Raw genomic sequence first — 26,413 nt, forward strand, 5'->3', positions numbered from 1 at the left:
GGGATTCCCCCTAAAACCCCTTTTTTTATTATCCAAGATAATAGTATTTTAGACTTTGATTCTTCGTAACTTAACCATTTAATATTTAATTTCTATTTACTATTGAATCTTCGTAATAAGGGGAGGCCCAAGGACCCTTTCGCATGGGTCCTCATCGGCCTCCCCTTAAACCCCTCCCCGTTACACCCCACAAGCGACTCCTTAGCGGAGTGCGAACAGAGAAGATTGCCTAACGGCAATCCTATCTTGGTAGACAAATCTCTTTGTTTTAGATTTCCTTATTCTTACTGATTTTGACATTCTGATGCCTAAAAATCTCAATCTAGTCCAAATATTTATTTTGTATACACTCTACATCTCAGCACTTACAAAATTTAATTTGTACTCGTGCGTCAGGAGATTTTCTTAACGGCATCTCCATTTACAAAATATTCCGACCATGGGAGAATTATTCTGTATTCTGAGAGGATATTGACATCTAAGTAAGTATTGGTCTCGTTTGCCATTGGCAAACATTGCTATTGGTGGGTCTAAGTAAGAGAGCTTTGATATTTACTGAATTAAAATCGTCAATTATTTTAAATAGAGGAAGCGTTAAGAAAATTTTGTTGAGCGTAACGAAGTGAAGCGAATCTAAATTTTTAGCTGACGAGATTTGAAATAATAGATTTTGAACCAGGATGAATAGCCGTCAGGTCTAATATAGAAGATTGCTAGAAGCAATCTTCAGTTTGCCCTCTGCAAGAGTCGCTTGCGGGGTGTAACGAAGAGGGGGTGTAAGGGGGAGGGCGATGAGGACCCATGCGAAAGGGTCCTTGGCCCTCCCCCTTTGGCGAAGTCATCAGCTTGATGACAATCATTTATTATGAGATAAAATTACAAGAATAAAAGTAAATAATAATTTTATCTTGGATAAAAAACCCCTAATAACTAGTATATCAATTACTGTAATTAATAAAACCCCCCATTTATATGAATAATATCCCCAGTTATATAAGAAGCCTCATCAGAGATCAAGTACCTGACTAGGCCTGCGATTTCTTCTGGCTTTGCTAGTCTTTTTATGCCTACTTCTTCTTTTAACTGATCGATTTCTTCTGGGCTAAAGTCTCTTTTCATCATGTCTGTATCCACCATACCCGGGGCTATGGCGTTTACTCTTATATTTGATGGGGCAAGTTCTTTGGCCATGGCCTTGGTGAAGGTATTTATGGCGCCCTTGCTTGTTGAATATGATGATTCCATGCTTGCTCCGAAGTCTCCCCAGATTGAGCTTATATTTATAATTACTCCCTCTTTTTTTTCAATCATTTTTGGTATGGCTCTTTTGGAGTTTAAAAAGACCGAATTAAGGTTGGTATTTATTACATCCAGCCACTTGTCAAAGGGAGTGTCTTGGATTAGGCCAAAGTAGGATATACCTGCGTTATTTATTAGGATGTCGACACTTTTGAAATTATCTTCAATTATTTTAAACATCGCTTCTACCTGGTCTTCATCTGATACATCTGCCCCTATGGCTATTACCATGGGATTTATTTCTCTTAATTCTTTTAGAAGATCCATGGCTTCATCTTTGCTCTTATTATAATTTATTACGATTTGATAATCTTTTGCGAGGTTTTTGGCAATTGCAGCACCTATTCCCCTGGAAGATCCTGTTATTAATACTGTTTTCATAACTTTATTATAACATATTTGTTAAATAGGGTATAAATTTATTGATGATATGATGATTAGAATTCTAAGGAGTAGATATGAAATATTTTAAATTAAATGATGGAACTAAGGTTCCTGCAATTGGTTTTGGGACTTTTAAAATTACTGAAGAAGCTGATATGGAAAGGTCTATTGGCTCTGCAATAGAAGCTGGCTATAGGTATTTTGATACTGCTAAATACTATGAAAATGAAGACTTAGTTGGTAAATACCTTAAGGGTTCTGGTCTTAAAAGGGGAGAAATACAAGTAGCTACCAAGGTTTGGCCTGTAGATTTTGATCCAGATGCTTGCAGAAGATCAATTGACAATTCTCTAAAAAAGCTCGACCTTGACTATATAGATGTTTTATTGCTTCACTGGTATGGAGAAGATTTTGATAAGGCTTGGAAAGTTTTTCAGGATTATAGGGACCAAGGCCTTGTTAAATCAATTGGTGTGTGCAATTTTACAAGAGCTCAACTTAAAGAATTAATTAGTCTTGGAGAAAAGCCAGTCCTTGACCAATTAGAAAGTCATTTATATTTACAAGATACTGATAATAAGAATTTCCTAATGGAAAATGGCATCCTCCACCAAGCTTGGGGACCGCTTTCTCAAGGCAAATCTAATCTTTTGAATGAGCAAATCTTAAAGGAAATAGGGGATAAGTACGGAAAAACTCCTGCCCAAATTGCCCTTAAATGGAATATAGAAAGGGATACTATGGTCCTTGTAAAATCTTCAAATGAGGGAAGGATTAAGGAAAATATTTCGATTTTTGACTTTGACCTTAGCGAAGAAGACATGAACGCCCTTGCCAGCCTTGATAGGAAGGAAAGATTTTCAAATGACCCAGAAAATAAGGAGTGGCTTGATAAGATAAGAAGAGGATAGGAAAATATATTTAAGGAATCGGCGATTATACTTGCCGGGTTTTTAATAAATATAAAAGGAAGAAATATGATTTACAAAAATGATCTAGCAATTTTGGAGTTTGACGATAATATCGAATCGGTGATTATGCCGAATCACGAAAATCTAGACATAAATTTACCTGTTAAATGCGTTTATGCTTTTTTGGAAGATGAGATTGACAGATATGTCGTGAGAAATGAAGGGGAGATTTTAGGTCATTTTGAATCGGCAACAAAGACTTATCCTATTTATAAAATTAATCATAAGGGCCATGACCTTTGTCTTGCTCAAGCCCCAGTTGGCTCTGCTCCAGCAGCCCAACTTTTGGATTGGCTTATTGGCTATGGTGTAAGGGAAATAATTTCCACTGGAACCTGCGGATCTCTAATAGATATAGCAGAGTCGACTTTTCTTGTTCCTGTGAGGGCCTTAAGGCAGGAAGGGACAAGCTTTCATTATGTTTTGCCATCTAGGTATATTGACATAAATCCTAGAGCAGTTTCAGCTATAGAAAGAGTATTTAGACAAAGAGGACTCAAATATAAGGAAGTCATGACCCGGACTACTGATGGATTTTATAGGGAGACAAAAGATTTGGTAAATTATAGAGTTGATGAAGGCTGTGCTGTTGTTGAGATGGAATGTTCTGCCCTTGCAGCTGTTAGTCAAATGAGAAAGGCTATCTGGGGAGAAATTCTTTTTACTGCTGATACCTTGGCAGATGTAGAAAATTATGATCAGAGAAACTGGGCTAGAAATTCCTTTTCCTATGCTTTAGAGCTTGCTATGGATGCAGTGATTGAAATTTAAATAAGGATTATTCCAATTAAAAAGGCGAGGATTTTAGTCCTTGCCTTTTCAGATGTTTAATTTTATTAGTCTATAAATTTTTTAGCAAAGTCTACGAAAGCATCGCATGCGCTCTTTACAAATGGTCTAGTTTCTTCGATTAGTTTGCCGTCTTTATCAAATAATTCGTTAATCTTAGCTAGGTATACTTCTGGTTTGCTCATGGCTATGAGGTCTACACAGGTGAAGGATTGCTTTAGGGCAAGGTTACTTGATACACCGCCCATTGTACCTATGGTTGAGCTAAATACTGTAGCAGGTTTTCCGGCCCAAAGATTGCCTTCTGGTCCACGAGATGCTATATCGATTGCATTTTTTAAAACTGGAGCAAGGGACCTGTTGTATTCTGGTGTGATAAAGATAAAGGCATCACATTTTTTAACATCTTCTCTAAGCTTTGTGTAGGCTGGGTGAATTTCTCCCATGTCTAGGTCTTGGTTATAAAAAGGTGTCTCGCTTAGGTCGATTTTATATGTTTCAACATCAAGCAGTTCTGCTACTTCCTTGGCAAGCTTTTTATTCCATGAATTCTTTCTAAGTGATCCTACTAATAATCCTATTTTCATTGATAAATCCTTTCTTTTTTCTTTAATTAAATTATACCCTAAAGTCTAAATTATAAGCAAAAAGAGCCAGCTAAAGCTAGCTCTAATGTTTAATCATTTTTATTTCTTATATATTTATCAATATTTGCTGCAGCTTTTTTACCTGCTCCCATGGCAAGGATTACTGTAGCTGCACCACTTACAGCATCACCACCTGCAAAGACCCCGTCTTTTGTGGTCATGGTTGTATCATCTATTATGATTCCGCCCCAAGATTCTGTTTCTATGTCTGGGTTGGTGTGTTTTATAAGTGGGTTTGGAGATTGGCCAATTGAAATTATTACTGATTCAAATGGGACTTCTTCATATTCTCCAGTTGGAAGTGGCCTACGTCTGCCTGATGCATCTGGCTCACCTAGGACCATTTTTTCTACCTTAACAGCCTTTACCCAACCATTTTCGCCGATGATTTCTACTGGATTGTGGAGGTTCATGAAGTTGATGCCTTCTTCTATGGCGTGGTGGCTTTCTTCAGCCCTTGCTGGCATTTCTTCAAAGCTTCTACGATATACTACTGTTACATCTGCCCCAAGTCTTTTTGCTGATCTTGCAGCATCCATTGCCACGTTTCCGCCGCCTACTACACAGACTTTTTTGCCTACGTGGACTGGTGTGTCATATTCTGGGAACTTGTAGGCCTTCATGAGGTTCATACGGGTTAGAAATTCATTTGCTGAGTAGACTCCATTGTAGTTTTCTCCTGGAATGCCTAAAAATGAAGGAAGACCTGCACCTGTCGAGATATAGATTGCTTCATAGCCCTTTTCCTTTAGGTCATCAAGGGAGAGGGTTCTACCGACTATGACATTTGTCCTAAGCTTAACACCTAGGCCAATTACGTTTTTAAGTTCTGTATTTACAAGCTTTTTAGGAAGTCTAAATTCTGGTATACCATACATCAATACTCCTCCAGCTGTGTGGAAGGCATCAAAGAGGGTTACCTTGTAGCCAAGTTTGGCAAGATCTGCTGCAGCAGTTAGGCCAGAAGGTCCAGCACCTACAACAGCTACCTTTTCCTTGTTAGCATAGACTTCTACTGGTTTTTTATATTTTAAATTATTGTGATAGTCTGCGACAAATCTTTCAAGCCTACCGATTGCAACAGGTTCGCCTTTTTTGCCTCTAGTACATACTCCCTCGCATTGGTTTTCTTGAGGGCAGACCCTACCGCAGATAGCTGGGAGGTTGTTGGTTTCAGAAATTTTTTGGTAGGCTGCCTCTATATCTCCTTCTGTGATGAGGTGGATAAATTCTGGAATCTTTACAGAAACTGGACAGCCATCCATACAAGGTTTGTTCTTGCATTGAACACAGCGCATGGCTTCTTCTTGAGCCATTTCAAGAGTATAACCTTGGGCTACTTCTTCAAAGTTTTTGTTACGAACATTTGGGTCTTGTTCTGGCATTTTGACTTTTTCTTGACTCATATTAAATTTGGCCATTTCTTACCTCCCCAGTCAGGTTGCAGATGTGTTCTCTTTCTTCTGTAGCATAGTTTCTGGCTCTATTCATAGCTTCATCAAAGTCTACTAAAAATCCGTCAAAGTCAGGTCCATCTACGCAGGCAAATTTCATTTCTCCGCCTACAGTTAGCCTGCAACAGCCACACATGCCAGTTCCATCTACCATTATAGAGTTCATTGAAACTGTTGTAGGAATATCGTGTGGTCTTGTAACAGCTACAACATTTTTCATCATAATAGCAGGGCCAATGGTTAGGACGTGGTCGTATTTTTTGCCTTCATTTATAAGATCTTCGAGCACTTGGGTTACAAAACCTTGTCTGCCATAAGATCCATCGTCTGTTGTTATGTATAAATTATCAGAACAAGCCTTTAGCTCGTCTTCTAGTATGATTATGTCCTTATTTTTAAAACCCATTATTACATCGACATTAGCTCCGACCTCGTGAAGGTATTTAGCTTGTGGATAGGCTATAGCTGTACCAAGTCCTCCGCCCACAACGCATACATTTTTGCCCTTAAGGGAATCTAGGTCTGTTGGCACACCAAGTGGTCCTACAAAGTCTAAAAATCCATCGCCAGCCTTAAGATTATCCATCCTCATAGTTGTACCACCGATAATTTGTACAATGATAGTTACGTTTTCTTCGTCAGTTGATGATATGGTAAAAGGCACTCTTTCGCCCTTTTCATCAAGCCTTAGGATAATAAATTGGCCTGGGAGAGCTTTTCTTGCAATCTCTGGGGCTTTAACAACAAATTTGATAGTGTTAGCATTCAAATTTGTCTTTTCAATAATTCTTGCCATTATTCCTCCTCAAATTGAAATTAAAAGCTAGTAGATATAAGCTTTTCTTTACTGATAATATACTATTTTGACAAGGATTAAGCAATGAGCCTGTAAAAAGCAATTTGAGGTGATATATTTATAAAATATAGTATTATAAAGCTATTGTTAATAATAAAAGAAGGGAGTTTTATGGAAAAGCAAAAGAGAAAATACACAACCAAATACCTTTTGAAACGCTTCATACCATATTATAAGCCATATAAAAAGGTACTTATACAAGATTTAATAGCGGCAAGCCTTACAACCCTATCAGAGCTAATCCTTCCAATTTTATTATCCTACCTTACAGATTGGGCACAAATTGGGATTTTGGATGGGCCAAGGATAGTAAAGGTTGCTATAATATATGCCATAACTAAGTCAATATCAGTAATAGCCAGATACTTCATGCAATCAAGGGGCCACATAATGGGAGCCTTCATCGAAAAGGACATGAGAAGGGACATTTTTAACCACCTCCTAGAGATGGATACAGAATTTTTCAACGAATCAAAGGTCGGTCAGCTAATGACTAGACTTACCTCAGATTTGTTTGAAATAACAGAATTTTCCCACCACGTCCCAGAAGAATTCTTAGTCGGGGCAATCAAACTAATTATATCCTTTATAGTATTGATAAATATTGATATCAAGCTATCTTTAATAATATATTTGATGATTCCAATCATGTATATCATGTCAAGAAGGTCCAGGGAAAAATTTAGACAGGCTACATTTGAGACCAAACGTCAAATAGGGGCAATCAATGCAGGAGTAGAGGATACTTTGCTTGGCATAAGCGTAGTAAAGTCTTTTGCCAACGAAGGAGTCGAAAAGGGTAAATTTGCCAAGGAAAATTCCAAATTTGCCGATATAAAATCTGATAGATACTATGCTATGGCTAGATTTTTCATGGTCAAGGATTCTTTTTCAGGAATTATGTATCTACTTTTGATAAGTTTTGGTGGCTACTTTGTAGTAAGTGGAGAGATAAGTCCTGGAGATTTAATAGCTTTTACCATGTATCTAAACATGCTAATTGCAACAATTGAAAGGCTAATTAACTTCACCGACACCTTTGAAGCAGGAACTACAGGAATAGAAAGATTTGTAGAAGTAATGAGCCTAGATAAGGATATATTTGATAAGGAAAATCCAGAAAATCTTGATGATGTGAAGGGTAAGATTGAATTTGAAAATGTCTACTTCAAATATCCAAACACGCCAGATGAGGACCCTTATGTATTAGAAGATATGTCATTTAAGATAAATGTCGGCGAAAACATAGCCCTAGTAGGCCCATCAGGAGCTGGAAAGACAACTATCTCAAAATTAATCCCAAGATTTTATGATGTTGATAAGGGGTCTATAAAAATCGACAATACTGATATTAAGGACCTATCAATTGAGTCACTTAGAAATAATATAGGAATCGTCCAACAAGATGTCTACCTATTTTCAGGCACAGTTAGGGAAAATATCGCCTATGGTAAGGATGATGCTACTGAGGCTGAAATAATAGAGGCTGCTAGACTTGCTGGGGCAGATGAATTTATAAAAGATTTGCCAGATGGCCTTGATACCTATATAGGAGAACGTGGAGTGAAATTATCCGGCGGTCAGAAACAAAGGATATCAATTGCCAGGGTATTTTTGAAAAATCCACCAATCTTAATCCTAGATGAGGCTACAAGTGCTCTAGATAATAAGAGCGAGGCAATTGTACAAGCTTCCCTTGAAAAATTATCTAAGGGTAGGACAACCCTCACCATAGCCCACAGGTTATCAACCATAATTAATGCTGATGAAATCCTAGTTTTAACTTATGATGGCATAGTTGAAAGAGGAAACCACAAGAATCTTTTAGAGAAAAAAGGCGTCTATTATAATCTATATAATTCCAATAACACAGACTTATTTGGATAAAATTGGCGGAAGGAAGCTTCCGTCTTTTTATTGGTAAAAATCCTTTAAGATGTATAATAAAGGGAGAAAGGGTGACTTATGAAGAAATTTTTTGGAAAGTTCCTTCACGGACTTGCAACATTAATCGGGACTATTTTTACAGTCCTTATAAATTTTATGAATATTTTAGTAATGACCTTTGAGGGCATCAGATCTCTCCTTGCAGTCGTATTTATGCTGGGTTGTTCAACTTTTATATTTTTGCCAACCTTGCTCTTATTTTTACCATCAAAGGTGTGGATGGCAATTTTTGTAATCATGATAATACCAGTTCTTGGACCAAGTTTTATATCATTTTTAAGATATGGCAACTATGTCCTAACTGAATGGATGTATGATAGGGCCAACTCCCTAATTACAGGAGAAAAGCAAGGATTTGACTCTCTTGGTGATTATTCAGAAAAATATATAAATGATAGGCAAAAGGAAAGACAAAGAGCTGCCGAAGAAGAGGCTAGGGCACGCCAAGAGAGGATGAATGATTACTTTGAAGATATATTCGGTAACTTCACCTACTATGAAACAAGAGATTTTGGCCAAGGAGATTTTTCTGGCTTTGGTAACTATCAAAACCAAGGCGGATATCAAGGTGGATATCAGAATTATGGAGTAAATGACCTAGGTTTTAAGGAAAAATACGAAAAATCTTGTCAAACCTTAGACCTACCTTTAAATACAGACATTTACCAGGTTAAGCTTAATTATAGAAAGCTTGCAAAAAAATACCATCCTGATCTAAATAAAGAGCCAGGAGCTAAGGAGAAATTCCAAGAGGTAAATGCAGCCTATGAGTTTTTGAGTGAAGATAATATTAAAAAGTATAAGAATACTTACCTATAGGAAAAATTATGCACGATCAGATAAGAAATGAAGAATCAGCTGTCCTATTATCAGAAATAGCCAGCGATGCTGGTGCCATCATGCTTGAAAATGGTGCTGAAGTTTATAGGGTAGAAGATACAATTGAAAGAATTATAAGAAGTAAGAAAAATACTAAGGATGTGGATGTTTACTCAACTACCAATGTTATAATCCTAAGCTTTTCTTACAAAAATGAAGTCCATACCAATGTTAGAAGGGTCAAAGCTAGGTCAAATAACCTTTATTATATAGATAAGGTCAATAGCTTTTCCAGGTCCTTCTGTAGGGGAGAGATGAGCCTTGAAAATGCCCTAAGGGAGCTTAAAAACATTAAGGAATCACCAGATAAACCCCTAATTTTTAAGATTGTCGGTGCAGGCATTGCAGCTGCTGCTTATTCACTCCTTTTAAAGGGTGGTATAAATGAGATGTTAATTTCCTTTATTGTAGGAAGCTTATCCTACTATTTTGCTCATTTTCTTGAAGAAAATAGTTTGGGATATTTTGTTGTTAATTACCTCTACGGAGTAATGGTTTCACTGGTAACTATCCTTGCCCTTAACTTTATTGGAGGGATTGAGTCATCTAAGGTTATAATTTCATCAATGATGGCTTTTGTCCCTGGAATAATGCTTACAAATTCCATGAGAGACTTGATGAGTGGAGATTCAACCTCAGGTCTAACTGGAGCTGTTATTGCAATTTTAATTTCAACAGCCCTTGCCATGGGCGTAGGTACACCGATTACTATTATGAAGCTTTGGAGTTAAGATGTTATATATAAAAGAATTTATAATTTCAACTATATCTGCCTTTGGATTTTCATATGTGTTTAATTCGCCAAAAAAGTCAGTCTTAGTTTCAGGACTTAATGCGGGCTTTGGCTGGGTTATATTTAGGCTTGTTGAGCAATTTAGCGAATCTGTCTATATAGCTTCTTTTATGTCAGCCTTATTTATAGCCATTAGTTCAGAAGTTTTGGCAAGGATTTTTCATTATCCAGCCAGCATATTTATCTTCCCTGGCATAATAAATCTTTGCCCAGGAGAAGCAATTTACAATACTATGAGATATTTTATAGCAAATGAGACACCTATGGCTATAATTTCACTTTATAAGGCCCTTGGTATAGCAGCAGCTATTGCCTTTGGAGTCTTATTGTCATCATCATTTTCCTTATCTTTAAGGACTTATAAGGAAAGAAGCCACAGGAGAACAGATTTTTTAAGCATATTATTAGGGAGAAAAAAATGATAGAAGTATATTTAGCAGGTGGGTGCTTTTGGGGAGTTGAAGCCTACTTTTCAAATCTTGATGGAGTAATTAAGACAGAAGTAGGCTATGCCAATGGTAAAACTGCCACAACCACCTATGAAGAGTTAAAAGTCACAGGCTTTGCGGAAACAGTCAAGGTAACATTTGATGAAGAAATTATAAGTTTAAATGAAATATTTGAACATTTTTACTATATAATTGACCCAACTAGCCTTAACAAACAGGGCAATGATGTTGGAAGCCAATATAGGACTGGAATTTATTCTAGGTCTGAAGCAATTTTAAAGGCAGCAAGAAACTTTTTAAATATTAAGCAAGAAAAAGAAAAAGAGAAAATTATGGTGGAAGTCAAGGTCCTAAATAATTATATCAGGGCTGAAGAATACCACCAAGACTATTTAAAGAAAAACCCAGCTGGCTATTGCCATATAAATCTGGATGATGTATTGGAGATATAAAATGAAAATTAGAAAAATATTAGGCCTAGGCCTGGCCCTCCTTTTAGCTGGACCAAGCTTATCCTTTGCAGATGAAATAGTTTATTACGATAATAGCAATTTGGATAAGGTCTTAGTAGAAAATGGAATAAAGGTTGATACAAATAAAATTTCAGCAAGACGTCAAGCAGAAATAGCCAAAAATAATGATCAGGGCAGGCAAAATCTTACAAAAGAGACTAAAGAAGCAATTAAAGAAGTCAAAGAAGAAAAAGCTCCAGTTCTTTATCCAAAGACAGCAGTTTACTCAAATGTAGTAGATATTTCAGAGCACCAAAAGCCAAGTGCTATCAATTACGACAAGTTTGCCAAAGACATAGAGGGAGCAATCCTCCGTTCATCAATAACAACTTTCAAGGAAGATGAAAAAACTAAGGAAAAGACCTATTATCTTAGAAAAGATTTCACCGTGGATACCCATTATGATAATCTTAACAGAAGGGGAGTCCCAATTGGATTTTATCACTATTCAAGGGCTACAAATGAAGAAGAAGCTAGGAAAGAAGCCAACTTCGTCCTAGATTTTGTTAAAGGAAAAAATGTATCTCTTCCAATCTATATAGATATAGAAGATAATCTAAGGCAGGCCAAGGCAGGCAGGGAAAACTTATCAAGGGCAGCAGATGCTTTTATAAAGACGATGAAAGCCAAAGGATATCTTGCAGGAATTTATTCTTATCCACACTTTGCCAAAAACCACCTAACAAGAGAAGTTAGAAATAATAATGAATTTTGGATAGCTGATTATAAGGCAAAAAACTATACAGGCTATACAGATACAGACTTTGATGTATGGCAATATGCCCACACAGGCAGGGTAAATGGCTACAATGGTAACATTGATAAAAATATCCTATACAGAGATTATCCATTAATAATCAAAGGCAGATCTTATAAGGATATGGATAAGCTTGTCCAAGAAATCATGGATGGCTATTGGTCCTATGGTAAGGAAAGAGAAAGACGCTTGACTTATGCAGGCTACGACTATAATATAATACAAAAAGAAGTAAACAAAAGATTGAGAGGTTAATTATGGCAATTAAATATGATATAGTAGAAAATATCGGAGTATTATCAACAAATGCTAAGGGTTGGACCAAGGAGCTTAACCTAGTAAGCTGGAATGAAAGAGATCCAAAATACGATATCAGAGATTGGAATGAAGATCACACAAGAATGAGCAAGGGTATAACCCTAAGTGCTGAAGAAGCGGAAGTACTTAAAAATATCCTAGCTGACGAATTTGAAGACTAAAAGCCTCTCCCTAGCTGGGAGAGTTTTTCTATAAGGAGAAAAAATGACATATTTTTACGCTCTAATATCTGCAATATTTGCAGCTCTCACATCAATCCTCGCCAAGTTTGGCATAGGAGATATTAATTCAAACCTAGCCACAGCCATAAGGACTTGCGTAGTCCTAGTATTTTCCTGGATAATGGTTTTTGTTGTAGGTGGCCAGCATGACCTAAGTCAAATATCCAAAAAATCCCTCATATTTTTGATTCTTTCAGGTCTTGCCACAGGCATCTCCTGGCTAGCCTTCTATAAGGCAATCCAACTAGGAGATGTATCAAAGGTAGTGCCGATCGATAAGTTAAGTGTGGTCTTTACGATAATATTTGCCTTTTTATTTTTAGGAGAAGTAGCCAGCAAAAAGGCTATAATTGGGACAATTTTTATCACCATAGGCACCCTTGTCATGGTTTTATAAAATTTGGGTAAATATAAAAATAAAGGAGATTTTATGGAAAAAGAATTAAAAAATAAAAAAATATATTTACAAGTAAATACAAATGGGGCCTACATAGAAAAATTCACCTATGATGAGAAAGATGTATTTTACCCAAAATTTCAAAGGGAAATTAATGGCAAAAATAAAACAAGAGGTGGCAGCCACCCATGCCTTCCATCCTTTGGTCCAAGCGAGATAAACGACCTTAAAGATCATGGCTACGGAAGAGATAAGGAGTGGGAAATTAAAGAGATAAGCGATAAAAAAATCGACCTCTATCTTGCAGGAAGATGTGGCTATGAAGGAGTAGATTCCTTTATAAGCTACGAGTTGGGAGAGGATTATTTATTAGCTGAGATAAAGATGGTAAATGGGTCTGATAAGGACTTGCCAGTAGCACCAGGCTTTCACCCATATTTTAAAGCAGGAGAAAGCTTTAAAGTAGAGGGCCTAGATTTTGGCGACTTTAACCTAGAAGACACTTATTTTTTGGATGCTAGTGAAGTAAAATTCAGGGCAGAAAATTTTAATATAAAAATCACAAGCGATAATTTCCACAAATTTGCAATTTGGACAGATTTTCTAGAAGATTATAGGTGCGTAGAACCATGCTACAATGGCAAGTCTTTCATCAAGGGCGGAGACCCATTTATCCTAAAATCTGGCCAAACTTTTAAGGCATCAATGAAAATAAAAATTGAAGAATAAGCAAAATATCCAGGTTCAGACTTGGATATTTTAAAATCAGTAAATATTATTCGAAAGAAATTTATGAAAAATTAAAGTGAAAAATGCCGCCTTAGGGCGGTTTTCATTTGCTCACAAACCTTGATATCAAGCTTTATAAAAGTATATTCAAAGAATGAAGAAGATATATTTTGACTATGCTGCAACTAGCATTAAAAGAAAGAAAATTTTAGAAAAAATATTAGAAAATGCTGATAAGTTTGACGGCAACCCTGATTCTAGCCATGCCTTTGGTAGAGAGGCTAAGAAGATTTTGGAAGATGCAAGAAGAAATATTGCAGAAAGCATAAATGCAAATCCATCTCAAATTATTTTCACATCAGGGGCAAGTGAGTCAAATAATACAGTTTTATCAGCCTTTGCTGATCAGAAAATTATCACAACAAATATAGAACATGACTCTATAGAAAATACTTATAAGCCAGAAAATACCATCCTTTTAGGGATTGAAAAAGATACCGACATTCTTGAGGCCCTTAAGGCAAAGCTTACTGATGAGGTTAAGCTTGTGTCAATAATGATGGTTAATAACGAAACTGGTTTTATTTTACCTATCAAGGAAATTGGAGAATTTCTAAGAGATAGGGATGTGTATTTTCATGTAGACTGCGTCCAGGCCTATGGCCATATTGATATAGATGTGGATGATATGGGGATTGATTTCTTATCCCTTTCTGGCCATAAGATTGGTGGAATTAATGGTTTTGGAGTGCTTTTTGCAAGAGAAAACCTCCCTTCCTTTATAAAGGGTGGCGAACAGGAAAAATACCGCAGGGCCGGAACTTCCTTTGTAATGGGAGCCTATTCGATGGCTAAATCTTTCCCTTATATGGTTGAAGAAAGGGTAAAGATAAAAGAATTAAAGAATTATTTGATAAATAGCCTTGGCAAAACTGGTTTGTCTTATGAAATAAATGGTAATCCAGAAAAAGATGTCGACCATATAATAAATATTTATTTTAAGGACTACAGGGCTGATTTTCTCCTTACCTATTTGGATATGCACGGTATAGGAGTGTCTGCAGGATCTGCTTGTAGGGCTGGGGCTGTGATTCCTTCAAAGGTTGTTGAAAGAATTTATGGACCGGATAGGGCGAAAAATTCCCTTAGGATAAGTCTTGGTTTTGAAAATACTAAGGAAGATATTGACAAACTTATAGAAGTGTTAGGAGCTTTGAGATGACAGATAAAAAAGATATAAAGGTAATAGTAGGTATCTCAGGTGGGGTAGATTCTTCTGTTGCAGCCCTTCTTTTAAAGGAAGAAGGCTATGATGTGACAGGGATTTTCATGAAAAACTGGGATGATACCGATGAAAATGGCTTTTGTACTGCCGAAGAAGACTTTGAAGATGCAGTAGCAGTTTGTAATCAAATCGGCATTCCCTACTATTCAATAAATTTTGAAAAAGAATACTATGACAGGGTTTTTACTTATTTTCTTGAAGAATATAAGAAGGGTAGGACTCCAAACCCTGATATCATGTGCAATAAGGAAATAAAATTTAAGGCATTTTTAGATTTTGCCAAAAATCTTGGAGCAGACTATCTTGCAACAGGCCATTATGCCAGAGTTGATAGGTCTAGCGGGGAAACAAAGATGCTTAGGGGCCTAGATTCTAACAAGGATCAAACCTATTTTCTAAGCCAACTTTCCCAAGACCAGATAAAGGATGTACTATTTCCTGTAGGAGATTTGCAAAAATCTGAGGTGAGGGAAATCGCTAAAAGAGCAGGCCTTGCTACAGCAAATAAGAAGGATTCAACAGGAATTTGCTTCATTGGCGAAAGAGATTTTAACGAATTCCTATCCCATTATTTGCCAGCCCAGCCGGGAAATATTGTCAATACTGAGGGAAATATTTTGGGCAAACACGATGGCCTTATGTATCACACAATCGGTCAAAGACGTGGTCTTGGAATTGGTGGAGAAGGTGAAGCTTGGTTTGTCTATGGCAAAGATTTAGAAAAAAACGAGCTTCTAGTTTGCCAGGGAAAGAAAAATCCACTCCTATTTTCAAATAAGCTTTATGGTTCAGAATTTTCTACAATTTCTGATAAGCCTTGCCCAGAAGAATTTGATTGCACTGCCAAATTTAGGTACAGACAGGCAGATATAAATGCCCATGTAAAATTACTTGGGGATGGCAAGGTAGAAGTGACCTATGATGAAACCAAGGCAGTTACACCTGGCCAAGCTGCAGTATTTTATGATGGGGAAGTGTGCTTGGGATCTGCAATAATTGATGAAGTATATATGAATGATAAAAAGTTAAGAGTATAAAAATAAACCTTGAAAGCATTGAACTTTCAAGGTTTTTCTTATATATTTATTTCTAAAACAATAGGTGTGTGGTCTTGTCTTTCGCCAGAGTTAATCATATCAGAATTTGTTATTAAATCCTTAATCCTATCAGAAACTAGGAAATAATCTATTCTCCAGCCTGAGTTGTTGATTTTACTTGTTTTTACCCTTTGGGCCCACCAGGTGTATTTGCCTCGGGCATCGCCGTGGATATATCTAAAGGTGTCTGTAAAGCCCTTTGCTAAAAGATTTGTAAAACCTTCCCTCTCCTCATCTGTAAAACCTGCTGACATGCGGTTATTTTCTGGATGAGCAAGGTCGATTTCCTCGTGGGCCACATTATAGTCCCCACAGGCGATTACAGGTTTATTATTATCTAAACTTTTTAAATAATCTGCATAAAGCTTATCCCATTCTTGTCTTTCAGGAAGTCTAACAAGCTTATCACCAGCATTTGGTGTATAAACGTGGGTGAAATAATAATTTTCAAATTCTAAGGTAATAATCCTACCTTCAAGATCCATAGTAGATGGGGCCCCGATTACAGGAAAGTCTACCTCAGGCTTTAGGCCTTTTTTATAAAGGGTCATGGTGCCTGCATAGGATTTGCGAGCGCCTTCCTGACTTGATAGCCAAACGTAATCATAATCAGGGAAATATTCGGCAAGTTTTTCCTTATGTTTCTTGCTAGGGCCGCCGTGAGGAAGTTTAGTCTCTTGAATGGCAATGATATCTGCATCTTCCTTAACGATAGTATCTAATACTAAACGGCTCATCACAGCCCTATTAGAATCGCTTGTAAGGGCTGCATTTAGTGAATCTATATTCCATGAAATAAATTTCATTTAAATCTCCTTTGTTATTTTCTTCTTATATTAGTATACAACTTTTAAAAAACTTTCAAAATTTCTACAAAATTAACACAAATTTAACACCCTATTGGGTATTATATAATTAAGAAAGATACCAATACATAATTTAAGGAGGGTGTCATGAAAAAATCTAAATTATTACTAGCCCTAGCAATCTCAGCTATGTTAATTAACACAGCTTTCGCTAGCGAAGAAATGAAAAATCAAAAAGTAAATGAAATCGACGCAGAAGACTCAATTACAAATCCAAAAGTAGCAGAATATAAGATTAAAAAGATTTATGAGGAAGGTGTTGACCTTGCAGCAGTTAATAACGAAGCAGAAGTCTACAATGTGCCAAAATCTTATTTTAAGGGAATGGACCTTAAGGAAGGAAAAGTATTTACCCTTTACACATCTTGGGAAATCCTAGAATCTGATCCTGCAAAATTTGTAAAAGTATATAGGGTCATAGAAGGTAAGGAAAGCCACGTAATAACTGATACTTATGTAATTAAAAAAATAAATGCAGAAGGGGTAGACTTATATAAAAAATCTAATCCAGATGATTTATATAATGTTCCTAAGAGTGAATTCAAAAATATTGACCTTGTAGAAGGTAAAGAAGTTGAAATAACAGCCGATGATATTCTAACAGCCTCTGACCCTGCAAAATTTATTAAAATACATCAAATAAAAGAAGTGAAATCTGAAGAAGAAAAAATTGTAAAAGATTATGTAGTAAAAGAAATTCACGAAGAAGGTGTAGATCTTTATGAACTAGGAAATGAAGCAAATGTCTACAATGTTCCTAAAAAAGAATTTAAGGACATGAAGCTTGAAAAAGGCAAAGTCTTTACAATTACAACTAACGATGTAGTTATGACTTCTAATCCAGCCCAATTTGGTAAAATCTATTCAATAGTTGAAAAAGAACAAGCTAAAAAAATGACCAAAGAATATGTAGTAGAAAAAATAAATGGAGACTTTGTAACAGTCTATGAAAAAGGAAACAAAGAAGACAAATACAATCTAAATAAAAAAGATTTTGGAAAAGTAAATCCAGAAGTAGGCAAAACTTACAAGATAGAAACATCTGAAGAAATCCTAACATCAGATCCAGCTCAATTTGCAGCTGTATATAAGGTTGAAGAAGTAAAAGAAAAACAAAAAAAGGAAGAGAAAAAAGAAAAAGCTAAAGAAACTATGCTTACAGACACCTTTGTAATAGAAAAAATCGATGAGGAAGGAGTCACAGTAGCTAGAAAATCAAATAAGGAAGATAAGTATTTAGTCCCTAAAAAAGAATTTGGCAAAAGCGAATTAAAAGTAGGAAAAGTCTATAAAATCACGACAGATGATGTAATCCTAACTTCTTATCCAGCCCAATTTGGCAAAATCTTTAAGATAGAAGAAGTAGAGGCAAAAGATAATAAAAAGGAAGATAAAAATTCTAAAAAAGAAAACAAGTCTTCTGCTAAAAACCCAAAGACAGGTCTAATCGGCTCATCAATGGCCCTAATTGGACTAATCGGTGCAGGTCTTGCTTATAAAAAAACTAAATAAGAGATAAATGTTTAACTTTATTACAATCCATTCCTCAGGGGTGGATTGTTTTTTTGCTTATTTACGATAAAGTTATCTTAAAAGAAGGGATAGGCAATGAAAAAATCACTTAAAATTTTTATAATAATATTTATAAGCATCATTGGTCTAATTGTGATTTTCAACCTAGCTTTAAATATACTTAGGGAAAATTCTCAGCTTAAAGACCTAAAAGAAATAGGAGATAGGTTGTCTTCTTATCAGTTGGAATATTATAGTGAGCGTGGCTTTGGCAATGATAGGGAGGATGTATATTCCTTTAGCCTAAAAGATACAGATGATATAAAAGATTTTAAGAAAATTAATGAATTTTTTGAAAAACGCTATGAAAATCTCACTGACCTTATAAAAAGAGAAAATCCTGACCACCATATCCTAAATGACCTTGAGAAATTTAGGCAAAATGACGATATTTATTATATGGACCTAGATCTAATGAGTGAGGAAAAATTATATTTTTATTCTCCAAAAACTAATAAGGGTTTCCTAATTATTTTCACTATCTAGACTTTGATAAGCAGAATGTGATAAGATTAGTAATAAGGAGAGTATATGAAAAAGATTTTAAAACTAAGTCTAATAATCTTTGGACTTTTTATAAGTTTTGAACCAAGGATCTTTGCGGATGAAAATTCCCTCAAAGAAGATATCCATGATGCAATTTATAATACTATTGATGGCAAGCTTACTTATGACATAAATATAAAATCAATCGGTGGAGAAAGTGATGTTGATATAAGGATGTCAAATGCTGATACGCCTTATCTTCCATCAGCATCAACAATCAAGATTTTTATCGGTCTTGCTATGAGAGATGCCATATATGATGGAGATTTTTCATATTCTGATGGTATAAAAGATGACCTTGACCTAGCCTTAAGAAATTCTGATAATGATGCAACAAACCGCCTCATAGAAAAATTAGGTTTTGATAGGATAAATAGAGCGATTTTTAAATATACTTTGTCAGATAAAACTAGGCTTAATAGGCTAATGCTTGGCCAAGGAGATGAAAATATAACAAACTCTAAGGACCTAAGTAAGGGACTCATTGAAATTTATAAGTCAAATGATGAAATATCTAAAGATATGATAAAATCAATGGAAGATTCATCATCAAAAAGAGTCAAGCTTTTAAAAGATATAAATCCAAGCTTATATTGCCTAAACAAAACAGGCGAGCTAAAAAATATTGAAAATGACCTAGCCCTTATAAATACTGGAAAGTCTAGCTTTATAATAAGCCTTTTGACAGAAGATAGGGCAAATCTTGGTCGTGATATGCAAATAAAGCTCATAAATAACTTAGGTTTGGAAATAACGGAAGCCTTCGTTAATTATGATAAGAAGATGACTCTTCTTAAGGAGCAAAAAGAAAGAGCAGAGATTTCTAGGATGGATACGACAGAGAAGAAACTTGCCTATGCAATTTATAAAAATCAGATAAGTTATGATGCAGCAAGCCTTTTATTAAAGACAAATTCTGTTGATAATATTAGAGAAAATTTAGAAAGATCAAATAAGAAATCAGAATATCTAGTAATAAGAGCAAGTGATAGCCTCGCTAAGCTTACAAAAAATAAAATAGAAAGTAAGGATGACAGGACCCTTAACCTAATAAGACTTATTTATACAGATAAAAAAGATTTAAGACAAATAAATACCAGCCTTGCCCTAGCCTTTTATAACAACAACAGGAGCCTAGAAGCTGCAAAGACTCTTCTAGAAAAATCTCCAAGGGCAAGTCTTGATATTAGGTCAAAGCTATTGGCTAATATCAAAAACTCAGAAGAAATGGTAGAAAAAGCCAAAAAAATCCTATAGAAAAGAAATAAACATGATATTAATTGCAGATGATACGATAAGAGTAGATAAGTATATATCCGACGAACTTGATGAAATACCAAGGGAGAAGATAAAAGACTTTATCAAGGATAAGCTTATACTAGTAAATGAAAATCAAATAAAACCATCTTTCAAGCTAAAAGAGGGCGATGAAATCTTTATCGACGATAGCCTATTTGAAGTACCTGAATTAATAGCAGAAGACATCCCCCTAGATGTGGTCTATGAAAATGATGACTTAGCAGTCATTAACAAGCAAAAAAATCTCATAGTCCATCCGGCAGGATCAATTGTGACTGGCACCCTTGTAAATGCCTTGCTTTTTAAGTATGGTTATGACAATCTCTCCCACATTGGTGGCGAAGATAGGCCAGGCATTGTCCATAGACTTGATAAGGATACGACTGGACTTATGGTAATTGCCAAAAATAACGACTCCTACCGCTACCTTAAAAATCTTTTCGAGACTAGAAAGGTCAGAAAGGAATATTTGGCTATAGTCTTTGGCAATTTTAGGGAAAAATCAGCCAGGATAGAAAATTTTATGGGCAGAGACCCCCACAATAGGAGAAAGATGGCGGTTTTAAATTTAGGGAGAAAAGCCATATCTGAATATGAGGTCCTAAGCGAAGTCGAGGGATTTTCCCTAGTTAGGGTTCATATAATAACAGGCAGGACCCATCAAATAAGGGTCCATATGACAGATATCAACCATCCCCTCCTAGGAGATCCAGTCTATGGCAATTTCAAGCACAAATTTAACCTAGACCATCCACTTCTTCACTGCACCTACCTTGCCTTTGAAGATAAAAATGGAGAAAAATTAGAATTTAAGCAAAGGCCACCAGAAGAATTTATGAAGTATCTAAATATTTTAGGCCTTGATGAAGAGAAGATAAAAGTTGAGTGAAAGCTCAGCTTTTTTAAATGCTTAAAAGTCTTAAATTTTATGATATAATTATATAAGACAGGGGGTTAATATGTATTCAAAAACTAATACAACTTCACTAATTGGCCTTGAAGGGAGATTGGTGGAGGTTGAAAGCGATATAACAAGCGGCTTGCCAAAATTTAATATAGTCGGCCTGCCAGATTCATCGATAAATGAAGCCAAGGATAGGGTCAGGGTTGCCCTAATAAATTCCGGCTACAAATTTCCAGCTGGAAGGATTACCATAAATTTATCACCAGCTGACTTAAAAAAGGAAGGCACACAACTAGATTTGCCTATTGCCATTTCCCTCCTAAGCTCTATGGGCATCATTGAAAGGATAAATGATGACCTTATCTTTCTTGGAGAACTTTCTCTAGATGGGAGAATTATGCCAATTAGGGGAGCTCTTGCCATGGTTATTTCTATGAGAGAAAAGGGCTTTAATAAATTTATAATTCCTTACGAAAATAAGGATGAATGTACCATTATCTCTGATATAGAAGTCTATCCTTTTATGAAGTTAGAAGAGATTGTCGGCTTTCTAAATGGAGATATTAGCAAAAGTCCCTATAAGATAAATCCAGCCCTGCTTGAAGATAAGGTATCCTATGACTATGATTTTAAGGATCTTAAGGGCCAGGAAAATCTCAAACGTGCCCTCCAAATAGCAGCTGCTGGAGGCCATAACCTACTCATGATAGGAGCTCCAGGATCTGGAAAGACCTTCTCAGCCAAGCATTTACCAACAATTCTTCCAGATATGAGCTTTGAAGAAAGGGTGGAGGTTACAAAAATTTATTCTATAATGGGACTTCTTGATAGCGGTCATCTTGTAAATGAAAGACCTTTTAGGGCACCCCACCACTCATCAAGCCAGGTAGCCCTCATAGGTGGCGGCCATTCGGTGCCAAAGCCTGGTGAGATAACCCTAGCCCATAGGGGAGTTTTGTTTTTGGATGAGTTTCCAGAATACCAGAAAAATGTTATCGAAGCTTTGAGAGAACCCCTAGAAAACAAGGAAATAAACGTGGCCCGCGCCCAGGCTAGTGTCAAATATCCTTCAGATTTTATCCTAATTGCAGCCATGAACCCATGTCCATGCGGCAATTATGGCAATCCACTTAAGGAATGCACTTGCTCCATCAATGAGATTAGAAGATATTTAAATAAGATTTCTTCCCCAATCTTAGATAGGATCGACATCCACATAGAGATAAAACCTGTCAAATACGATGATCTAAGGGGAGATACTAAGTCCAAATCATCAGCTGAGTTAAAAAGTGAGGTGGTAAGGGCAAGGGAAATTCAAAGTGCTCGATACAAGGACGAAAAAATAAAGACCAACGCCCTGCTTTCAACCAGACAGATGAAAAAATATATCAAACTAAGTCCAGACGTTGAAAAAATCGGTCAAGTGGCCTTTAACAAATATAATTTTTCGGTAAGAAGCTATAACAAAATTCTTAAGATGGCTAGAACAATAGCAGATCTTGAAGCAAGCCCAGAAATCACCCAAAAGCACCTCTTAGAAGCCATTAGATACAGGTCCTTGGATGATAAGTATTGGAGCGTATAATGCCTGACCAAAGAAAGATTTTATCCGATATAGATGGCTTTATCAACGATTTATTAAGCCATGCTATAAGGGAAAATGCATCTGATATCCATATCCAACAAGAAGAAACTTATGGCAAGATTAGATTAAGGATAGATGGGATTTTGTTTGATATAATGAGGATTAATAAGACAAATGCCGAAATGCTTATATCAAAAATAAAAGTGGAAGCCAAGATGGATATTTCAGAAAAACGTCTCCCACAAGATGGGGCATTAAAGCTAGAGAATTTTGAAAACATCGACTTTAGGATATCAACCCTTGCCACAGTCAATGGTGAAAAGTTAGTCCTAAGAATCCTTTCCTTAGAAAGATTTAAAAATAGGGCAAGGCTTCTAGGCTTTTCTGATAATTCTAAGGAAAAATTACAAAAGGCAATTAGTAAAAAAAGCGGCATGGTCCTAATAAGCGGGCCAACAGGCTCAGGCAAGTCCACCTCCCTCTACGGCCTACTAGAAAGCCTAAATACAGAGGAAGTAAACATAGTTTCAATTGAAGACCCAGTTGAATATAAGATAGAAAATATAAATCAAATATCAGTAAAGGAAAAAATCGGCTTAACCTATCCCAAAATTTTGAGAGCTATCCTCCGCCAAGATCCGGACATAATAATGATAGGCGAGATAAGAGATAAGGAGACAGCAGCCATAGCTATAAGGGCGGCCATAACTGGTCATTTAGTCGTGAGCACAACTCACACGACTGATGCCCTCTCAGCCTTAGTAAGACTAAAAGACTTAGGAGTAGAGGAATTTCTCATAAGATCGGCCATAAATGCACTGGCCAGCCAAAGGCTAGTCAGAAAATTATGCACCTGCAAAAAATCCGACACCATGACAGACTTCGAATATGAACTAGTAAGCAAATACCTAAGGGTGGATAGAAATAAAAAAATCTACAGACCTGTAGGCTGCCTAAAATGCAAAAAAGGCTATATAGAACGCCAGGCAGTAGAAGAAGTAATCCTAATAGATGATGAATTCAAAGAAATACTTAAAAACTACGGCCTAGAATCAAAGGAACTAAAGGATAAGCTAAAAAAAGAAAAGTTTAGACCTATGATAACAAATGGCCTAATCCAAGTAATGGAAGGTGATACTTCTTTTGAGGAAGTGTTATCCGTCCTTGATTATTGAGGGAAAATATGAAAAAATTAAAAATAATTATGGGCCTTTTGGCTTCAATAATAATAGGAATTTCCCTATCTTTCTTATTAAGAAGTAAAGAAATTCATTTTGATTATGAAGTTGATGCTAAATATTATTCTAAAGACCAAAGTCCTTTTGAAAATGACTTTGATTATGCTTTTGACACCTTAGAAAACTACTATGCCCTTTTTTATAGAAATGGAACCTATGATTTTTTGGAAAGGCGAAGTGACTATAAGAAAGAAATAGAAAACATAAGTACCGATAGGGAATTTTTTGACAGGATGAATAAGATTTTAGAAGACTTGGGTGATGGTCATACCAATCTATTAGATAGTGAAGAATCTTACGACATGAAGGAGACCTTTGTCTTATCCAATAAAGAGGAAAAGGGAGAAGTAAATGTTGATTTGATAAATTATTTATTTGGGATAAAAATATCACGTTTATTTGATAAGGTTTTTAAAGAATCTAGGGCTGCTACAAAAAATCTAATTACCCAAGACATAAATAAGGAGATAGCCTACTTAAAAATTAGGGCAATGATTGACCCAGGTACAGCTGATTTTGAGGAAGATTTGGAGCTATTGAAAACTTACTTAAAAAAATCAAAAAATAAAAAGGCTTTAATTATTGATCTTAGAGGCAATGGTGGGGGCAATTCTGCTTATACAGATACTTATTTGTATCCGATGATTTTGGGTAAAAGAAAATTTAAAGATAGTCATGAATATATTCTATTCAGGTCAGATGAGGTCTTTAAGTATGATCCCCAATATCCGGAATCAAAGGATTCCATAAAGAAAATTAAGGAGTCAGATTTTAAATATTTGGAAGATAATATTCCTTTTCTTAAGAAAGATAAGAAGATGATAGATAATATCAGAAAAAATTACACCCACATAATCTTTAATCCGGGTCTTGAAAATGCTGGCGAATTTGGAGATGAATATAAATTTAATGGCAATCTCTATCTTTTGATAGATGAAGATGTTTATTCATCAGGCCAAATAGCAGCCCACTTTTTTAGGGATAATAAGCTAGGAACAATTATAGGGGAAAAGACAGGAGGAGATGGTATAGGGACAACACCAGCCATGGTAAAACTACCAAACACTAAATACATCCTAAGATTTTCCCATGAGTTAGGCCTTAGGGAAACAAAGTCAATGGAAGAATCAACCTACACAATCCCAGATATAGAGATTCCAAAAAAAGATCAATCAGAAATTCCTTCTAATGATGGGTGCGTCAAAAAAGTAATAGAAATAGAAGCTCAAAAAAATTAGCCTACAAACTTTAAAATAGTCTGTGGGCTTTTTTACATTATGGAAAAAATTTCCTTGTACCTATCCTCAGCACCCAGCTTACTTGTTTGAAATTTGTTTATTTCAAGATTTGATCTTGTAAGGATATTCATAAATTCTATATAATTATCTTCATTCATATTTATTTCAAGAATGCTTCTATCAGGATTTTCCTCAAATTTAAATTTTTCATTCCTTTCCAAGATATTTTTAAAGACTATAAGATTTTCATGGTTTTTAAATCCTAATAATATTTTTAATTTCTTAAAATCATTAATATTTTCATAAATAAGTCTACCATCTTTTATAAAGAGGATATCATTTGTAACCTGATCTATTTCTAGTAGAGAGTGTGATGATATTATCAGTGTCTTACCATTTTTATGGAGGTTTGTAATAATATGTCTTGTTTTTAGGATGCTTGTTGGGTCTAGGCCATTAAGGGGTTCATCCATTATAATAAGGTCAGCATCTGGCATTATAGCCATGGCAAGGAGGAGGTGTTGTTTCATACCTAGAGAATAGGAGGCAACTTTCTTGTCCATATAAGAGCCAATATCTAAAAAATCAATCACATAGGAAATTCTATTTTCATCAAGATTATGGCTTTCTTTAATAAATTTCAGATGGTCAAGGCCAGTCAGATAGGGATAGAGTATCGTATTATCTTTAAGGATTGACATTTTTTGAAAAACATCAGGCTTTTTATTGGTAATGCCAAAAATATTTATCTCCCCCTTATATGGTATAAGGTTTCCTATACAATTTATTAGGGTAGACTTACCTGCGCCATTTGGACCTACTAGGCCTAGGATTGTAGGCTTTTCTAAATCAAAAGAAATATTTTTTAAAACTTTGTGTTTCCCATAAGATTTTTCTAAATTTTTAATAGATAAGATCATAAGTCCTCCTTTACAAATCCTAATACGTTAGTATAGTAATAATATATCGTAATATTATCTTTTGTCAATATTTATCTCGTAGATAGGTCTATGCCATACACAATTAGGAGATATTATGAATAAAATAAGAAAAATAATAATGATTGTACTAATGTTTGCGTTATTACCTTTAGTAAATGTTAATGCTGAAACTGAAGTTAAAAAAGATACAGAATTTACAACAAGTTATAAAGCTGAAAAAGCTTATAGGTCAAAAATAGTTAGAGCAATGACACGTATGGCTCCTGATAAAGTCAGATATAAAAAACTTGAAGGAAACTATCTTTATGAAGGCTGGCTTTACTATGAAAGATTTATTGGTATAGAGGAGAGCAGTGGATTAGGGTTATTTGTATATGGCGGTTATGTAAATGCTTACCCAAAGAATGATGTAATGAATTTGACCGTTGATAGATAGTTAG

27 protein-coding genes are annotated in these 26,413 nt (G+C 35.5%); 21 read left to right on the plus strand and 6 right to left on the minus strand.

Translation table 11 applies throughout. The annotated features are described in order from the left end of the window. Positions 1 to 951 precede the first annotated feature (951 nt). Positions 952 to 1,680 carry an elongation factor P 5-aminopentanone reductase gene (gene ymfI / locus NH288_RS03115; protein ID WP_265213000.1) on the minus strand — a complete coding sequence of 243 codons (729 nt, stop codon included), beginning with the start codon at positions 1,678 to 1,680 and terminating at the stop codon, positions 952 to 954. Between the two features lie 77 nt (positions 1,681 to 1,757). Here ymfI and NH288_RS03120 point away from each other — a divergent pair, with 77 nt between their 5' ends. Next, the gene (locus NH288_RS03120; protein ID WP_265213001.1) at positions 1,758 to 2,594 is read left to right on the plus strand and encodes an aldo/keto reductase; all 837 of its coding nucleotides are present in this window, start codon (positions 1,758 to 1,760) and stop codon (positions 2,592 to 2,594) included. A gap of 66 nt (positions 2,595 to 2,660) precedes the next feature. Beyond that, a complete protein-coding gene (locus NH288_RS03125) occupies positions 2,661 to 3,425 on the plus strand; it encodes a nucleoside phosphorylase (protein ID WP_106459908.1) in 765 nt (254 codons plus the stop codon). Positions 3,426 to 3,490: 65 nt separating this feature from the next. On the opposite strand, the gene NH288_RS03130 is transcribed toward NH288_RS03125, so the two are convergent. The 3 genes from NH288_RS03130 to NH288_RS03140 form a co-directional block, all read right to left on the minus strand. Continuing rightward, positions 3,491 to 4,030 carry an NADPH-dependent FMN reductase gene (locus NH288_RS03130; protein WP_265213003.1) on the minus strand — a complete coding sequence of 180 codons (540 nt, stop codon included), beginning with the start codon at positions 4,028 to 4,030 and terminating at the stop codon, positions 3,491 to 3,493. 89 nt (positions 4,031 to 4,119) lie between these two features. Further along, positions 4,120 to 5,511, minus strand: coding sequence for an NADPH-dependent glutamate synthase (gene gltA / locus NH288_RS03135; protein ID WP_265213004.1), 1,392 nt, complete (start codon positions 5,509 to 5,511; stop codon positions 4,120 to 4,122). Continuing rightward, positions 5,498 to 6,340, minus strand: a complete 843-nt coding sequence (locus NH288_RS03140; RefSeq protein ID WP_106459910.1) for a sulfide/dihydroorotate dehydrogenase-like FAD/NAD-binding protein — start codon at positions 6,338 to 6,340, stop codon at positions 5,498 to 5,500. The genes gltA and NH288_RS03140 overlap by 14 nt, the downstream gene beginning before the upstream one ends. 171 nt (positions 6,341 to 6,511) lie before the next feature. Here NH288_RS03140 and NH288_RS03145 point away from each other — a divergent pair, with 171 nt between their 5' ends. The 11 genes from NH288_RS03145 to mnmA all read left to right on the plus strand — a co-directional run bounded on the left by NH288_RS03145 (position 6,512) and on the right by mnmA (position 15,724). Then, positions 6,512 to 8,287: an ABC transporter ATP-binding protein gene (locus NH288_RS03145; RefSeq protein WP_106459911.1), complete on the plus strand. Its 1,776-nt coding sequence runs from the start codon at positions 6,512 to 6,514 to the stop codon at positions 8,285 to 8,287. 78 nt (positions 8,288 to 8,365) lie between these two features. Next, positions 8,366 to 9,166, plus strand: coding sequence for a J domain-containing protein (locus NH288_RS03150; RefSeq protein WP_106459912.1), 801 nt, complete (start codon positions 8,366 to 8,368; stop codon positions 9,164 to 9,166). 8 nt (positions 9,167 to 9,174) lie between these two features. Beyond that, positions 9,175 to 9,957: a threonine/serine ThrE exporter family protein gene (locus tag NH288_RS03155; protein WP_265213008.1), complete on the plus strand. Its 783-nt coding sequence runs from the start codon at positions 9,175 to 9,177 to the stop codon at positions 9,955 to 9,957. Position 9,958: 1 nt separating this feature from the next. Next, a complete protein-coding gene (locus NH288_RS03160; RefSeq protein ID WP_106459914.1) occupies positions 9,959 to 10,441 on the plus strand; it encodes a threonine/serine exporter family protein in 483 nt (160 codons plus the stop codon). Then, complete coding sequence (gene msrA, locus NH288_RS03165; protein WP_265213009.1) at positions 10,438 to 10,920, plus strand: peptide-methionine (S)-S-oxide reductase MsrA; 483 nt, start codon at positions 10,438 to 10,440, stop codon at positions 10,918 to 10,920. Before NH288_RS03160 ends, msrA begins: the two co-directional genes overlap by 4 nt. Position 10,921: 1 nt before the next feature. Then, on the plus strand, positions 10,922 to 11,992 hold the full coding sequence (locus tag NH288_RS03170) for a GH25 family lysozyme (protein ID WP_265213011.1): 1,071 nt from the start codon (positions 10,922 to 10,924) through the stop codon (positions 11,990 to 11,992). A 2-nt stretch (positions 11,993 to 11,994) separates the two neighbouring features. Then, entirely contained in the window at positions 11,995 to 12,216 is a 222-nt protein-coding gene (locus tag NH288_RS03175) for a YdbC family protein (RefSeq protein WP_106459917.1), read from the plus strand. Positions 12,217 to 12,259: 43 nt separating this feature from the next. Continuing rightward, positions 12,260 to 12,673 (plus strand): EamA family transporter, encoded by a 414-nt coding sequence (locus NH288_RS03180; RefSeq protein ID WP_265213014.1) that lies wholly within the window; start codon positions 12,260 to 12,262, stop codon positions 12,671 to 12,673. A gap of 33 nt (positions 12,674 to 12,706) precedes the next feature. Next, positions 12,707 to 13,402, plus strand: a complete 696-nt coding sequence (locus NH288_RS03185; RefSeq protein ID WP_265213016.1) for an aldose epimerase — start codon at positions 12,707 to 12,709, stop codon at positions 13,400 to 13,402. A gap of 154 nt (positions 13,403 to 13,556) precedes the next feature. Beyond that, positions 13,557 to 14,624: a cysteine desulfurase family protein gene (locus NH288_RS03190; protein ID WP_265213017.1), complete on the plus strand. Its 1,068-nt coding sequence runs from the start codon at positions 13,557 to 13,559 to the stop codon at positions 14,622 to 14,624. Then, a complete protein-coding gene (mnmA, locus tag NH288_RS03195) occupies positions 14,621 to 15,724 on the plus strand; it encodes a tRNA 2-thiouridine(34) synthase MnmA (protein ID WP_265213019.1) in 1,104 nt (367 codons plus the stop codon). Before NH288_RS03190 ends, mnmA begins: the two co-directional genes overlap by 4 nt. Positions 15,725 to 15,762: 38 nt before the next feature. Here mnmA and NH288_RS03200 read toward each other — a convergent pair whose 3' ends face one another. Then, complete coding sequence (locus NH288_RS03200) at positions 15,763 to 16,590, minus strand: exodeoxyribonuclease III (RefSeq protein WP_265213020.1); 828 nt, start codon at positions 16,588 to 16,590, stop codon at positions 15,763 to 15,765. A 147-nt stretch (positions 16,591 to 16,737) separates the two neighbouring features. Between NH288_RS03200 and NH288_RS03205 the strand changes: the two genes are divergently transcribed. The 7 genes from NH288_RS03205 to NH288_RS03235 all read left to right on the plus strand — a co-directional run bounded on the left by NH288_RS03205 (position 16,738) and on the right by NH288_RS03235 (position 25,032). Then, positions 16,738 to 18,162 (plus strand): hypothetical protein, encoded by a 1,425-nt coding sequence (locus tag NH288_RS03205; protein WP_265213022.1) that lies wholly within the window; start codon positions 16,738 to 16,740, stop codon positions 18,160 to 18,162. Positions 18,163 to 18,258: 96 nt separating this feature from the next. Then, complete coding sequence (locus NH288_RS03210; protein ID WP_265213024.1) at positions 18,259 to 18,708, plus strand: hypothetical protein; 450 nt, start codon at positions 18,259 to 18,261, stop codon at positions 18,706 to 18,708. Between the two features lie 45 nt (positions 18,709 to 18,753). Then, positions 18,754 to 20,025 (plus strand): serine hydrolase, encoded by a 1,272-nt coding sequence (locus NH288_RS03215; protein WP_265213025.1) that lies wholly within the window; start codon positions 18,754 to 18,756, stop codon positions 20,023 to 20,025. A gap of 13 nt (positions 20,026 to 20,038) precedes the next feature. Further along, the gene (locus NH288_RS03220; protein ID WP_265213026.1) at positions 20,039 to 20,956 is read left to right on the plus strand and encodes an RluA family pseudouridine synthase; all 918 of its coding nucleotides are present in this window, start codon (positions 20,039 to 20,041) and stop codon (positions 20,954 to 20,956) included. 70 nt (positions 20,957 to 21,026) lie between these two features. Beyond that, positions 21,027 to 22,556 carry a YifB family Mg chelatase-like AAA ATPase gene (locus tag NH288_RS03225; RefSeq protein ID WP_265213027.1) on the plus strand — a complete coding sequence of 510 codons (1,530 nt, stop codon included), beginning with the start codon at positions 21,027 to 21,029 and terminating at the stop codon, positions 22,554 to 22,556. Next, positions 22,556 to 23,731 (plus strand): GspE/PulE family protein, encoded by a 1,176-nt coding sequence (locus tag NH288_RS03230; protein WP_265213029.1) that lies wholly within the window; start codon positions 22,556 to 22,558, stop codon positions 23,729 to 23,731. Before NH288_RS03225 ends, NH288_RS03230 begins: the two co-directional genes overlap by 1 nt. 8 nt (positions 23,732 to 23,739) lie before the next feature. Further along, the gene (locus NH288_RS03235; RefSeq protein WP_265213031.1) at positions 23,740 to 25,032 is read left to right on the plus strand and encodes a S41 family peptidase; all 1,293 of its coding nucleotides are present in this window, start codon (positions 23,740 to 23,742) and stop codon (positions 25,030 to 25,032) included. Between the two features lie 32 nt (positions 25,033 to 25,064). On the opposite strand, the gene NH288_RS03240 is transcribed toward NH288_RS03235, so the two are convergent. Next, on the minus strand, positions 25,065 to 25,952 hold the full coding sequence (locus tag NH288_RS03240; RefSeq protein ID WP_265213033.1) for an ABC transporter ATP-binding protein: 888 nt from the start codon (positions 25,950 to 25,952) through the stop codon (positions 25,065 to 25,067). A 115-nt stretch (positions 25,953 to 26,067) separates the two neighbouring features. Here NH288_RS03240 and NH288_RS03245 point away from each other — a divergent pair, with 115 nt between their 5' ends. Then, entirely contained in the window at positions 26,068 to 26,409 is a 342-nt protein-coding gene (locus tag NH288_RS03245) for a hypothetical protein (protein ID WP_265213034.1), read from the plus strand. The last annotated feature ends 4 nt before the right edge of the window (positions 26,410 to 26,413 follow it).

This window comes from Anaerococcus sp. NML200537 (assembly GCF_026131715.1).
In the GTDB taxonomy this organism is placed as follows: domain Bacteria; phylum Bacillota; class Clostridia; order Tissierellales; family Peptoniphilaceae; genus Anaerococcus; species Anaerococcus kampingae.